The following is a 14,015-nucleotide window of genomic DNA, read 5'->3' on the forward strand; positions in this document are numbered from 1 at the left end:
GATCAAGACGCCCTACACATTTGGTTTGTCTTACTTTGTTCAGTTTTCAAAGGTCTAATCTTTTTGTTTTAACAACTCTTATATCTTAACAGATTCTTGAGTTTCTGTCAACAACTTTCTTTCAAAATTTTTTTTGAATTGTTTGTCGTGTTCTTAACGACTTGATTATCTTATCACGTTAGTTGTTATTTGTCAACAACTTTTTTCGTTGGTATAAAAGACTTTCAAGCGTTCATTTCTAAAACGACTTCGTTATTATAACACGATTTAAAATGTTCGTCAACATCTTTTTTTATGAAATGTAACAAGATTTTGAATATCGTTTTGTCAGAACAAATAATAATATATCAAGTACTTAAGTAAAATGCAATAGAAAAAATACATTTTTTTCTATTATTTCAAAACACGAATATTCGCCGATACAAACGTGTTTTTTAACATTTTTTTCCTTATTTAAGCAACTTTTTCACTCGATATCGTCTGAAAAGTTCGGTTAGCCATAAAGTATTTTTACCTTCTATTCTTTCTCCCGTCCGTTTTTGTCTTTTTATTCGTCCTTTACAAAATAAAAAAACAAGCAAGGCACTTTCCTTACTTGTTTTCTTTTTTGATGATTGGAATGAAAATCCTAAAAATCGTTCCTTGGCCAACCACACTTTCTGCAATAATCTTCCCTTTGTAACTTTCTACTAATTGTTTGGCAATCGAAAGGCCTAAGCCATTTCCACCTTTTGTCCGTGCTCTTGCTTTATCCACTCGGTAGAATCGATTGAATATCTTATTCAGATCTTCTTGCGGTATCCCCTCTCCAAAGTCTTGGATAGCAATTTCAAACTCATTCAAAGTAGATGAAATCGAGATATGCACTTCTTTTCGATCTGTAGAATATTTTACAGCATTATCCAAAATAATTATGATCAATTGCTCGAAATGATTGCGATAGATCTGCAAAGTCACTTCTTTTGTCAAATCATCATCTAATGTAATAACGTAGTCCGGATAAAGTATCTTGAAGTTATTATACACTTGGTATGTTACTTCTTTCGCTAAGGTCGTCTCGTTTGCATAGTGGATGTCCACTTGTTCTGCTCGAGAAAGGTCCAGCATTTCTTGTACCAAACTTTTCATTCTGCTGATTTCTTGCATACTTGCAGCTAATGATTCTTCAAGTATTTCGGGATCATCTTTTCCCCATCGATTCAGCAAGCTCAAATGTCCTTCAATAATCGCGACAGGCGTTCTCAACTCATGGGAAACATCTTCTACGAATTGTTCTTGCTGCTCGATATATAGACGCATACGATCGAGCATTTCATTGAATATCTCTGCTAAGTCGGCTAGTTCATCGTTTGTGTCTATCTCAGGCATGTGAATATCCGACTGTGGATCTTTTCGAATCGTATCCATCGTATCTCTCAAGACCTTCAATGGTTTCAAGAAATAAGAGGACAGGAAGAACCCTAGTATGCTACTCAAGATCAACGAAACGATCTCTAAGACTATCAGCGTAAACAAAAGCTTGTTGCGGATATCATAAAAAGAAGAAAGCTCGTAAAAACTTTGAGCGTACCCGATTTTTTCTCGTGTTTCTTTGGAATAGATCGGTTGTACCGAAAGGAAGCCAGTCTTTCCATCCAAGGTAACGATTGTTGGGACTTTCCGTGTTGCTTGGATCAGTGAACGGTCTTTCTCATGTGTTTTGAAAATCAATTTTTCATCTAGGTCATATACATATAAGTCCATTGATTCTTGGCCTAATTCTGAAATAAAAGAATCGATCTTCATCAAATTCCCTTCAATGATCGACGTGTCATTCACACTGCCATCTCGATCTCTTGAATTTGTCAAGTTTCTATAAGTGTTAACAAGCGTTAATTCCTCATCTGAGTTAGCCAAACGAGAAGTAACCTCTGAGATCGTTCTTTCTACATTGTTTCTTTCTTTCGCAACGAGAAGGTTGATCGATGATTTATACGTGATGACTGCGAAAATGGTAAACACTACAAATATAAAGAAAGAACTTGCAAAGGCCCACTTGATAGTCAAGGAGGGACCTTTAAGTTCTCTTTTTTCTGATTTTTTTTGTTTTATCACGAGCGCATCACATAACCTGTTCCACGAACTGTTTGGATATAGCTTTCTTCTCCAGGAACATCGATTTTATTACGAAGATAACGAATATAAACATCTACAACGTTTGTTTCGACTTCTGTTTCATATCCCCATACTTTATTTAACAAAACGTCACGCGCTAACACAACATTGACGTTTTCCATCAGCGTAAGTAATAGTTCGTATTCACGTTTTGTGAGTTCGATCACTTCACTGCCACGTCGTACGACACGATTTTCTTTTTCAATCGTCAAATCACGATAAGTAATTGTTGTTTGTTTCGCTACATTTTTGTCGCCTTCGATATCGATTCGACGTAATAATGCACGTAAGCGGGCTAACAATTCTTCGATTGCAAATGGTTTAACGATATAGTCATCTGCTCCATGGTCTAATCCGGAAACGCGATCAATGACTGAATCTCTGGCAGTCATCATAATGATTGGCGTATTCTTCACTTGACGCACTCGTCTGCAGACTTCTAGTCCATTTAATTCTGGCAACATCAAGTCCAACAAAATAGCATCCCATTCATTGTTCAGGGCCGCATCTAATCCTGTACGTCCATTATAATGAACTTCTGCATTATAGCCTTCATGCTTTAATTCCAACTCGACAAATCGAGCCAAGTTCTTTTCATCTTCAATGATTAGAATATTACTCATTAATCTTTTTTCCTTTCTCTCTACGTGCTTATTCAAAACTATATTATTATACCGATAATCTATTTAAAAATCTACATTCATTTTAGCATGGATACAAATTTTTAAAAAGAGCTGAAGTCCCTTCATATCGATCGACTTCAGCTCTTTCGTCATTTTTTATTCAATCATTCGCGAAAAGTAGAAAGATTACTCTTCATGATACCAAGAATAGTGGAAAATCCCTTCTTTATCCACACGTTCATACGTATGAGCACCAAAATAATCACGTTGTGCTTGGATGATGTTTGCTGGCAAGCGTTCTGCTCTATAAGAATCAAAATAGGCAATTGCAGAAGAAAATGTTGGGACAGGTACACCAGCTTGGACAGCTAATGCAACGACATCTCTGACAGCCTGTTGATATTTTTTAGTGATATCCACAAAATAGTCATCTAACAAAAGATTTTCGATATCAGGTTCTTTATCATAAGCATCTGTGATCTTTTGTAAGAAACGTGCACGAATGATACAACCAGCACGCCAGATTTTAGCGATCTCACCAAATGGTAGATCCCATCCGTATTCTTTAGAAGCTACCCGTAATTGCGCAAATCCTTGAGCGTAACTCATGATTTTGCTGAAGTAAAGAGCTTCACGGATTTTCTCAACAAGTTCTTTTTTATCTCCTGTAAATTCGAAGTCGTTTGTACGAGTTAGAATTTTACTTGCTTGCACACGTTCTTCTTTGTAGGCTGAAATGTAACGTGCAAAAACTGATTCTGTAATCAAAGGTAATGGAACACCTAGATCTAGCGCACTTTGACTTGTCCATTTACCTGTGCCCTTGTTTCCTGCTGCGTCTAAAATGACATCAACGATCGGTTTACCCGTACCTTCAACGTCTTTTCTCGTTAGAATATCCGCAGTGATCTCGATCAAGTAGCTATCTAATTCCCCTTGATTCCATTCCTTGAATATATCTGCCATCTCATCTACTGAAAGGCCTAAGATATTTTTCATCAAGTCATACGATTCAGCAATCAATTGCATATCACCATATTCGATACCATTGTGTACCATTTTTACATAATGACCAGCTCCATTAGGGCCGATGTAAGTAACACAAGGTGCGCCATCTTCTGCTTTAGCAGAGATCTGTTCTAAGATCGGTGCAACTAATTCATACGCTTCTTTTTGTCCACCAGGCATGATTGAAGGGCCTTTTAACGCGCCTTCTTCTCCGCCGGAAACACCGGTACCGATAAAGTTGATCCCTGAATTTGCAAGTTCTTCATTACGGCGAATCGTATCTTTGAAGAATGTATTTCCGCCATCAATCAAAACGTCCCCTTTATCTAAATGAGGAAGCAATTCTTGGATCGTTGCATCCGTTGCTGGACCAGCTTTGACCATTAAAAGAATTCGGCGAGGTTTTTCGATTGAATCTACAAATTCTTCGATTGTGTAAGTCGCTTTGAAGTTTTTATCTGGATGTTCCTCCACCACGGCAGTTGTCTTTGAACCCGTACGATTGAATAAGGCAACTGAATAGCCACGGCTTTCAATATTAAGGGCTAAGTTTTTACCCATTACGGCCATACCGACAACGCCGATTTGTTGTTTTGACATATGAACTCCTCCTACATGTGGGATGTTCTCCCTAATCTCTCTCATTATAGCTTAACATTGCCTCATTGCAAACCAAAGAAGCATATATTTTTATGTTGCAACTCTTTTCGTCATAGAAAACTTATATTTCCTCGATTTTTGAATAAGGAACAAAAAATAAACCTCAAGGCTCCATGGTTAGCCTTGAGGTTTTTACATTTTCTAATTAAAATGTATTAAGCTTCTTTAGACATTACGTCCTTACCATCATAGTAACCACAGTTTGCACATACGTGATGGCTTTTTTTCATTTCACCACAGTTAGGACATTCGTTTAAACCTTTGATTGTCAATTTGTAGTGTGTACGACGTTTTGCTTTTTTAGCTTTTGATGTTCTTCTAGCTGGTACTGCCATTTTGCTACACCTCCTTGTAAAGTCTTGCATCATAAATGATACAATATATTCCAATCTTACGCTTTATCGTCCTCATTTGACGTTGCATCAAAAAGTTCAGATAATTTTGCAAGACGAGGATCTACTTTTGTTTCGGCTTCTTCCAGTTTTCTGCGTTCGTATTCTTCTTCAGAAACAACTTCCCAATCTGTTCCTTTAGGAAAATCGGTCGTCTTTTCTTCTTCTTCAGTCAATACACGCATTGGAATTGCCAATAAAATGTTGTCTTCGATCGATTCTGTCAAATCAAGTTTTGCATCTTCTATCAACAAAATCTCTTCTGCAGACAATTGATCGTCTCTGAGTTGGTACTGTTCCTTTGTCATAAACAGTTCATCTACTGTAAAATCCATGGGTAATGCAACTGGTTCTAACGAACGAGTTGACGGTACGGTCAGAGTCGTCTGCACAGTGTAATGGACAAGATAGCCTTGATTATCAACTGAAACGAACCCATCGACTGTAACAGGCGCAACATCTAATATCAAATTGTCTCGCTTCATAAGATCCGCTTTAAGATCAAGGGTCTCATGAAAAGTTAACGGTGTCTCTTGGTATTTTCTCAATTCCAGTAAAGACCATTTCATTCTCTCATCACTCCTAAGCAACAAAAGCAATTATACAGGGCAAAAACGTCGTTGTCAATGAAATTTTCTTGACACCTTACACTTCATAAAAAAACACAAAGTAAATCGAGAATATCTATCTATCTTGATTGCCTAATATGGAATAAACGTTTGATTCTCTTTGTTTTCAACTGTACTCATTTCGTTCCCACTACTACAGGAACAACAACAAATAAAATGGTGCTTATTAAGTATACAGCATTAATATTTGAGCCTACTACATATTTTGCATCAGGTGATTCATTTCCTTTTATCTGTAAAATGGCACACATCAACAATCAACCGAGAGGCGAAAATTTGTCTCTATAACGAGTACTGTTTTAAAGAAATCCCCGCGGATACTGATGAATAAAATAAATTTCTGTGCTAAAAATAATCAAAGAATAATGCATACGACATTTCCAACTGACTGAATGCAAAGGATTTTCTACGTGTTCGATACTTCATTTGTTTAACTGATCAGTGCAGTCGCTTCTGTTTGATATAGACAACGATATGGATTACAATAAACATTATTTATATGAAGGTGCAGGGGGTATTTATGAATACAAGAGATATTGAATATTATGTCCAGATCGTGAAACAAAAAAACTTTACTAAAGTCGCAAAATATTTTCAGGTTAGTCAGCCAACTATTACATATGCGTTGCAACGCCTAGAAAAAGAGTTAGGGGCAGCACTTATCACCAGAGATCGTTCCCACCATGAATTGATTATTACCCCAGCAGGCAAACAATTATTTCTCCATGCTCAATCGATTTTACAAGAAATCAAGATGGCAAAAGCAGAGATCACACAATTACAGAAAAAGAAACTTCGATTTGGAATGCCACCTATCATCGGTAATGAGTACTTTCCAAAACTATCTAGCTATTTTATCAAGCATCAGCTGATGGAACAAATTGAGATTACAGATGGCGGCTCTAGAGACCTTTACGGAATGATCCACGAGGGGAGAATCGATTTGGCAGTCTTAGGATCAACGCAACCAATCGTTGACCAAAAACTTGAAGTAGAGTTGCTTCTGGATAAACGGTTCATGATCGTTGTTTCTAAAACACATCCACTGGCACAACATGAAGTCTTATCTTTCAAAGACTTAGTAGATGAACAGTTTGTTTTGTTGAATGAACATTACGTCCATCCAGCAGCTTTCACCAAATTGTCTAAACAAGCCCATGTTGAACCAAAAATCGTCTATCAAAGTAACGATTTGGCTATTTTGAAAAGTATGATACGTGAAAATATCGGGATCGGCTTTCTGACAGAGATCGCGATCCATCCTGAAGATAATCTTGTTTCTATCCCACTCTCGGAGGAGATCCAGCCGCGTTTTCTAATCTCATTAGCAAAAAGAGCCCAACAAATCACTACCCCACTACAAGAAAAAGTTATTGAAGTGATCCATGAATTTATGAAGACCCAAAAAAAGCCATAAAGAATTCATTCAACTACACAGAACATGAAAAATACATTTAACGTCTGCTTGTTTTGAAAAAACGAGGTTAGAATAGCCAAAAAAAAGAAGAGCGTGGGACAAAACTAAAAATCAGTTTTGCCACAGACTCTCGAATAAACGGTGGGAGCAGAAGCAACTCCTTCGGAAATAAGCCGAAATTCACAAAAATTTGAAAAGCAATTTTCGTTCATTTCTTCTTATTTCTCGGAGTTAAACACTTCTGTCCCAACCTCTTCTTTTAAATTAGCGAGCTAAATGGATTAGATAGCTGTTGTTTCGCCACGGTAAACAATACCACGACGTGAGTCAACAGTGATCAATTCGCCATCAACGATTGTTGAAGTTGCTTCTTTCGCACCAACGATTACAGGAATATCTTGAGCAATTCCTACAACTGCTGCGTGTGAAGTCAATCCGCCTTCTTCAACGATAACTGCTGCTGCTTTTTCGATTGCTGGCATATATTCTTTGTCAGTTGTTGGTACAACTAGAACCATACCATCTTTTGCTTTTTTGATTGCTTCTTCAGCTGATGAAGCAACGACTGCATTTGCAACGACTGATTTTTGACCAACGCCTTGAGCTTCTAATAATTTAGAACCAATCATTTGAATTTTCATAACGTTAGTTGTTCCACGTTCACCAACTGGAACACCAGCAGTGATCAAGATCAAGTCGCCTTCTGATGCAAAACCTAAATCAACAGCTTTTTGAGCAGCTAATTCAAACATTTCATCAGTTGTTGATGGTTTTTCAGCAACTGTTGGGTAAACACCCCAGTTAAGCATCAAACCACGTTTTGTGCGTTCGTCAAAAGTAACAGCCAAGATGTCAGCATCTGGACGGTATTTTGAAATCATTTTAGCTGTGTAACCAGATTCAGTTGCAGCAACGATTGTTTTAACACCTAAGTTTTTAGCAGCACGAGCTACAGATAAACCGATTGTTTCAGTTACATCTGTTTTGTCGAATTCGTTCAATTGGAAAGTACCTAATTCAGCTAAAGCATTTTCAGCTTCTTGATCGATACGAGCCATTGTTGAAACAGCTTCAACTGGGTAGTCACCATTTGCAGATTCACCTGATAACATTGTTGCATCAGTTCCGTCAAATACAGCGTTAGCAACGTCAGAAGCTTCGGCACGTGTTGGACGTGGGTTTTCTTGCATTGATTCTAACATTTGAGTAGCTGTGATAACAGGGATTCCTGCAGCGTTACATTTTTTGATGATACGTTTTTGAACCATTGGTACAAGTTCAGCTGGGATTTCAACACCCATATCTCCACGAGCGATCATAACGCCGTCAGAAACTTTGATGATATCATCAATGTTGTCGATACCTTCTTGAGATTCGATTTTAGGGAAGATTTGAACATGTGTCATGTCTTTTTCTTCTAAAATTTCACGAATGTCTAATACGTCTTGTGCTTTACGAACAAAACTTGCAGCGATAAAGTCGATGTCGTTGTCTAAACCAAAACGGATATCATCTGCATCTTTAGGTGTGATCCCTGGTAAGCTGATTGAAACGCCTGGTGCATTTACACCTTTACGTGATCCAAGCATACCTGCATTTTTAACTTCAACAACTAATTCACGAGTTGCTTCATCTTTTTCAAGGATTTCCATATCGATCAAGCCATCATCGAATAATACATGTCCACCTACGTGTACATCATCGAATAAGCCTGGGTAAGTTACAGTGATTTTTTCTTTTGAGCCTACGTGTTCAGGGTCCATTGAGATACGAGTTTTATCTCCTACTTCAAATTTGATGTATCCTGCACGACCAAAATCAGCTTCTGTTGTGCCTTGAACAGTTGTACGAATTTCAGCACCTTTTGTATCTAAAAGAATACCTACATCTTTACCTGTTTTTTTAACAGCTTCACGAACCATTTCCATACGTGATAATTGTTCTTCATGGTCTCCATGTGAAAAGTTAAAGCGGAAGACATTTGCCCCAGATTCGATCAATTTAGAAATAATTTCTACTGAGTTACTAGCTGGTCCTAATGTACTAACGATTTTGGTTTTTTTCATTTTACAAAACTCTCCCATTCAATTTTGTTTATTTAAAGCCGATTAAAGCCTAAATATCTTCAGATAACGAGCCTAGGAGCAGAAGCAACTCCTACGGAAAATAAGCCGAAATTCACCAAAATTTGAAAAGCAATTTTCGTTGAACTCTTCTTATTCGTCGGAGTTAAACACTTCTGTCCCAGTCTCATAGTTCAAATAACTTTTTCACTCTTAGAATGAAAGTGAATTATTCAAATCATATAATGATAGATCTGGTTTATGCTTGTTGTTTTCTAATGTATCGATGATGTCAGAAGCAACCATATCATTGTTATGGATACCGACACATAGTCCACCTTTACCTGCTTGTAGCAATTCAACAGCATATGCGCCAAATTTGCTTGCTAACACACGGTCACGCGCGCTTGGAGATCCACCACGAACAACGTGTCCTAAGATAGATACACGTGTATGGTAGTCACCATATTCAGAAAGTTTATCAGCGAATTCATTTCCGCCCATAACGCCTTCTGCTAAGATGATCAAGCAATGTTTTTTCCCACGATCGCGGCCTTCTTGGATTTTTTTAGCAACAACTGCCATATCAAAATCATGTTCAGGGATGATGATTTCATCTGCGCCACCGGCAACACCTGACCACAAAGCGATATCTCCAGCATTACGTCCCATTACTTCAATAACGAATGTACGTACGTGTGAAGTAGCAGTATCACGGATACGGTCAATTGATTCTAATACTGTATTGATTGCTGTATCAAAACCGATTGTGAAATCTGTTCCTGGAATATCATTATCGATCGTTCCTGGAACACCCACTGCTGGGAATCCACGTTTTGTCAATGCCATAGCACCATGATATGATCCGTCACCACCAATAACAACTAAACCTTCAATACCGAATTTTTTCAATTGTTCGATTCCTTTTAATTGTCCTTCTTCTGTCGCAAATTCTGGGTAACGTGCAGAGTACAAGAATGTACCACCACGTTGAATCTTATCGCCCACATCAGCTACATCTAAGCGACGAATATCTCCTGCCACTAAACCAGCAAATCCATAATTGATCCCGTATACTTCTAAACCTTCATAAATTCCTTTACGAACAACGGCACGAACAGCTGCGTTCATTCCAGGTGCATCTCCGCCACTGGTCAAAATTCCAATGCGTTTCATAATAAACATTCACCTCATTAAATTACTTTATCCTAAGCAGTGCTCAGGTTTATAACCTTCTTGCGTTAACCACGACTAACATTCTAACATTATTTTTGCTACTTGTCTTGATTTACAGATAAAAAAATGAAAAAAAATGAAAGCAAGTAGTATTTTTTACCGTAAGTTATTTGAAAACAACATTTTCTTCTTGTAGTAAGTAAGCTAATTGCTTCTTTAAATTAGTACTTGCATCCACCCAGTAAGCCTCTGCTAGTACTACTTTTCGCTGATCCTTCTCATGATACATCACTACAGGAACATAGCCTGGGTGTTTTTGAAAAATCCCTTGCAATTGTTTCATCGTTTGAGGATCATCTACTTCTTCTTTGATCCTTAAAAAACAAGTTTGATCTGGATACTGTTTCTCCAAAGTCTCAGGGTCAGAAAATACTTCACCAATCAGTTGTAACTCTTGATTGTAATTGCTGATTTCCGTTCTCCCTTGGACAAAGATCACTTTGTTTACCTCAAATAATTTACGAAACTGTCGATACGTTTTCGGGAAAACAGTGATAGCTATTTCGCCGCTGATATCTGTTCCCTCAACAAATGCCATCAATTCCCCTTTTTTCGTCCTGATTTCTCGAATCTCTTTGATCATGACCAGCAGACAAGTTGCTTGTTTGGCAACGATCTCAGTGACTAAACGGATATTTTTAGCCATTTTCAATCGTTCATATCCTTCTGTAGGGTGTCCAGAAAGATAGACGCCTAGATATTCTTCTTCGAGTTTCAGTTTTTCTTCAAGCGGATAGTCAGTCACTTCTTCTTCTTTTAATGCCATGATCCCCAGCAGATCGATACTTCCACCACTGTACACAACATTTTGGATCTTGCCTTCTAGATCAAGCATCAATTGTTTTCTATTGGGCGAAAGTCCATCAAATACGCCCACCGCAACTAAGGATTGAAGTAAGTCTAATTTTAGCCAGCGTTTGTCTAGGCGGATCAAAAATTGATCCACTGATTGATAGGTACCATTTTCTTTTCTATCCTTCAGTATGTCTTCAATGAAATCTCTTCTGACCCCTTTGATCGCAGTTAGTCCAAAACGAATTTCTTCTTTATTGACTAGCTCGAATCCGTAATAGCTCTGATTGATAGAAGGGGCAACTAATTTTAGTTTCTTTTTGCGTGCTTCTGCAATATATTCCTTTAACTTCGTTGTATTGTGACGAACAGAGTTCATTAAACTAACAAAGAATGCGCCAGGATGATGTGCTTTGAGATAAGCCATTTGAAAACCTACAAAAGAGTAAGCAAACGCATGGGAACGATTGAAGCCATAGTTTGCAAACCGCTCGATATAATCATATACTTCAACCGCTTTTTCTCTCGAATATCCTTGCTGAAGTGCACCATTCACAAAATGCTCTCGTTCTTTATCGATCACTTCTTTTTTCTTTTTACTGATCGCTCTTCTAAGAATGTCTGATTGTCCAAGTGAGAACCCAGCCATTTTAGTCGCAATTTGCATGATCTGTTCTTGATAAACGATCACGCCGTAAGTATTTTTTAGAATGGGCATCAATGAATCATCAGGATAATTGATTGCCTCTTTGCCTTTTTTACGTGCGATAAATGTATCGATATTTTGCATCGGACCTGGTCGATAAAGCGCATTGACCGCTGCGATATCTTCAATGTTTTCCGGCCCTAGCCTTCTTAATACATTACGGATACCAGCTGATTCAAATTGAAAGACACCTGTCGTATCCCCTTGTTGGAACAACAAAAGTGTTTGAGGATCATTCAATGGGATCTGTTTGAGCGGCAACTCTTTTTTCTCTACTTTTTTGATAGCCTTTAGCGTATAGTCGATGATTGAAAGATTTCTTAAACCTAAGAAATCCATTTTCAATAATCCGATTGCTTCGACGTCATTCATCGTATATTGAGTCAGAAATGCTTCGTCCGAACCCTTTTGCAAGGGTACTAACTCTAAAAGATTTTTATCACTGATAACTACACCAGCTGCATGGGTGGAAACATGTCTAGGAAGCCCTTCTAAAATGATGGCTGTTTTGAATAACAACTGATTTTTTTCATTCGCATTCACTAATTCCACCAAATTTTTAGATGCTTGATATGCTTCTTTCAATGTGATTTTCAATTGATTAGGAATTGCTTTAGACCAACGATTTGCTTCACTTTGAGAAAGCCCAAACACTCGGGCAACATCTCGTAGCACCATTTTCGCTGCCATTGTACCAAAGGTAGCGATTTGGGACATATGGTATTGTCCGTATTTTTCTCTTACATAATTTAATACGTCTTCTCTACGATTGTCTGGTATATCAAGGTCGATATCCGGCATCGTATATCGTTCTGGGTTTAAAAAACGTTCAAATAACAGATCATACTTCAAAGGGTCAACATCTGTAATTTCTAATATATATGCTACTAACGAGCCGGCAGCAGATCCCCGCCCTGCTCCAGTAACGATGTTGTTTTGATGTGTGAATGCCATGACATCCCAGACGATCAGAAAATAATCATCAAATCCCATTTGATGGATGACGGATAATTCATAAGTCAGCCGTTCTTGGTATTCTGGTGTGATCTGTGCCAGACGCTTGCTTAATTGTGTCTGACATAATTCATCAAGATATTCTCCTGCTGTTTTATTTCCTGGTACGGGATAATGGGGAAGAAGTTTTTGATGAAACTGGAACTCAAAGGAAATTGAATTAGCTAACCGTTGCGCACCTTCCACCGCTTTAGTCAAATCTGCCTCTTGGAAACGGGTCATCACTTCTTTCTCAGAAAGAAGAAAGCCTTGCCTTGCTCTATTTTGTTGTTGTGTAAGCTCTTCTAAAGGGAATTGACTTCCCTCTTTGATATGTTTCATCGTCTCTAAAGCAAATAGTTCCTCTTCTCGAAGACTAGCAATCGGATGCAACGCACAAAGCGACTCATTGTTTTTTACTAAAAAATCGAGCCAATCTTGCTCACTATCGGTATCAGACACCCCCACGTAGAAATCCTGTGGGGCAACTTTTGATTTCACTGATTGCCAATGGGTCTCAAAATTTTTTTCAACCTCAAAATCATTTTTGACGGAATGCTGTGTCGGGATAACAAAGATCAAATGATCTGTTTCATTGAAATCCTCTAACAACAAATTTTCTTGGATCATTTTTTTACTTGAAAGCTGCATCAACTGTTGATAACCAGTAGTATCTTTCGCGTAAACTAATAGATCATACAGTCGTTCTTCATAACTATATGAAATAACTGCGCCTATGATTGGTTTGATACCTTCCCTGATGCAGTTCTGATAGAACTCAGGAACGCCATAGAGAACATTTTGATCGGTGATTGCCAGTACAGAATAGCCTGATTTCTTTGCTTCTTGGATATAATCCGTCACACGGATCGTACTTTGTAGTAGGGAATAGGACGTTTTAGTATAAAGCTGTGGGAAAAACATATTCATTCCACCTTTTATATAATTAGACAGCAGTTTATAGTTAAGTTTGATTCTAACTTTTACTGTGAATTGATCACGCTCTAACGAACGCTCTGTTTTGTATGTATTATTCTTATTCTATCATACGGGATAATAAAATCATAAAACTTGCTTTTTTACAACCTGGTTTCTTTACATTCATGAAAAATCTGGTAAACTAATCTTAGAAAAGAGGTGTTCTTTATGCGATATATCGTAACATTATTTTGGTCATTTGTGTTAGGTCAAGTCGTAGGTTACATTGGCGGTGCTCTAACAAAGGGTGCATATGATTTCACTTTAACAACGATCATTTCTTTGATTGCAGGCGTTATTGTCATTTTACTTGGTGCAGTTGCTGTCCCTAGAAAAGAAGCCTCATCACATTCATAAAAATAGG

10 protein-coding genes and 1 pseudogene are annotated in these 14,015 nt (G+C 37.8%); 2 read left to right on the forward strand and 9 right to left on the reverse strand.

Going from position 1 to position 14,015, the window contains the following annotated elements; genetic code table 11:
- Positions 1 to 591 precede the first annotated feature (591 nt).
- From ED2_RS12840 to ED2_RS12860, 5 genes are all read right to left on the reverse strand, one after another.
- On the reverse strand, positions 592 to 2,094 hold the full coding sequence (locus tag ED2_RS12840; protein WP_016177134.1) for a HAMP domain-containing sensor histidine kinase: 1,503 nt from the start codon (positions 2,092 to 2,094) through the stop codon (positions 592 to 594).
- Positions 2,091 to 2,777, reverse strand: coding sequence for a response regulator transcription factor (locus ED2_RS12845; protein WP_005875038.1), 687 nt, complete (start codon positions 2,775 to 2,777; stop codon positions 2,091 to 2,093). The genes ED2_RS12840 and ED2_RS12845 overlap by 4 nt, the downstream gene beginning before the upstream one ends.
- A 186-nt stretch (positions 2,778 to 2,963) precedes the next feature.
- Complete coding sequence (gene gnd, locus ED2_RS12850; RefSeq protein ID WP_016177133.1) at positions 2,964 to 4,385, reverse strand: NADP-dependent phosphogluconate dehydrogenase; 1,422 nt, start codon at positions 4,383 to 4,385, stop codon at positions 2,964 to 2,966.
- 215 nt (positions 4,386 to 4,600) lie between these two features.
- Positions 4,601 to 4,780: a 50S ribosomal protein L32 gene (gene rpmF, locus ED2_RS12855; RefSeq protein ID WP_002290970.1), complete on the reverse strand. Its 180-nt coding sequence runs from the start codon at positions 4,778 to 4,780 to the stop codon at positions 4,601 to 4,603.
- Between the two features lie 56 nt (positions 4,781 to 4,836).
- The gene (locus ED2_RS12860; protein WP_005875033.1) at positions 4,837 to 5,406 is read right to left on the reverse strand and encodes a YceD family protein; all 570 of its coding nucleotides are present in this window, start codon (positions 5,404 to 5,406) and stop codon (positions 4,837 to 4,839) included.
- 580 nt (positions 5,407 to 5,986) lie between these two features.
- Here ED2_RS12860 and ED2_RS12865 point away from each other — a divergent pair.
- Entirely contained in the window at positions 5,987 to 6,883 is an 897-nt protein-coding gene (locus ED2_RS12865; RefSeq protein ID WP_005875031.1) for a LysR substrate-binding domain-containing protein, read from the forward strand.
- A 130-nt stretch (positions 6,884 to 7,013) separates the two neighbouring features.
- Here the strand turns inward: ED2_RS12865 and ED2_RS16550 are convergent.
- The 4 genes and pseudogenes from ED2_RS16550 to dnaE all read right to left on the reverse strand — a co-directional run.
- Positions 7,014 to 7,133, reverse strand: a pseudogene (locus ED2_RS16550) (DUF3788 family protein); the annotation flags it as partial.
- Positions 7,134 to 7,164: 31 nt separating this feature from the next.
- A complete protein-coding gene (gene pyk / locus ED2_RS12870) occupies positions 7,165 to 8,949 on the reverse strand; it encodes a pyruvate kinase (RefSeq protein WP_016177132.1) in 1,785 nt (594 codons plus the stop codon).
- A gap of 210 nt (positions 8,950 to 9,159) precedes the next feature.
- The gene (gene pfkA / locus ED2_RS12875) at positions 9,160 to 10,122 is read right to left on the reverse strand and encodes a 6-phosphofructokinase (RefSeq protein ID WP_005875028.1); all 963 of its coding nucleotides are present in this window, start codon (positions 10,120 to 10,122) and stop codon (positions 9,160 to 9,162) included.
- Positions 10,123 to 10,288: 166 nt separating this feature from the next.
- The gene (dnaE, locus tag ED2_RS12880; RefSeq protein ID WP_016177131.1) at positions 10,289 to 13,597 is read right to left on the reverse strand and encodes a DNA polymerase III subunit alpha; all 3,309 of its coding nucleotides are present in this window, start codon (positions 13,595 to 13,597) and stop codon (positions 10,289 to 10,291) included.
- Between the two features lie 222 nt (positions 13,598 to 13,819).
- Between dnaE and ED2_RS12885 the strand changes: the two genes are divergently transcribed.
- Positions 13,820 to 14,008, forward strand: coding sequence for a YjzD family protein (locus ED2_RS12885; RefSeq protein WP_005875025.1), 189 nt, complete (start codon positions 13,820 to 13,822; stop codon positions 14,006 to 14,008).
- Positions 14,009 to 14,015: the final 7 nt, after the last annotated feature.

This window comes from Enterococcus durans NBRC 100479 = LMG 10746, from assembly GCF_001544215.1.
In the GTDB taxonomy this organism is placed as follows: Bacteria; Bacillota; Bacilli; order Lactobacillales; family Enterococcaceae; genus Enterococcus_B; species Enterococcus_B durans.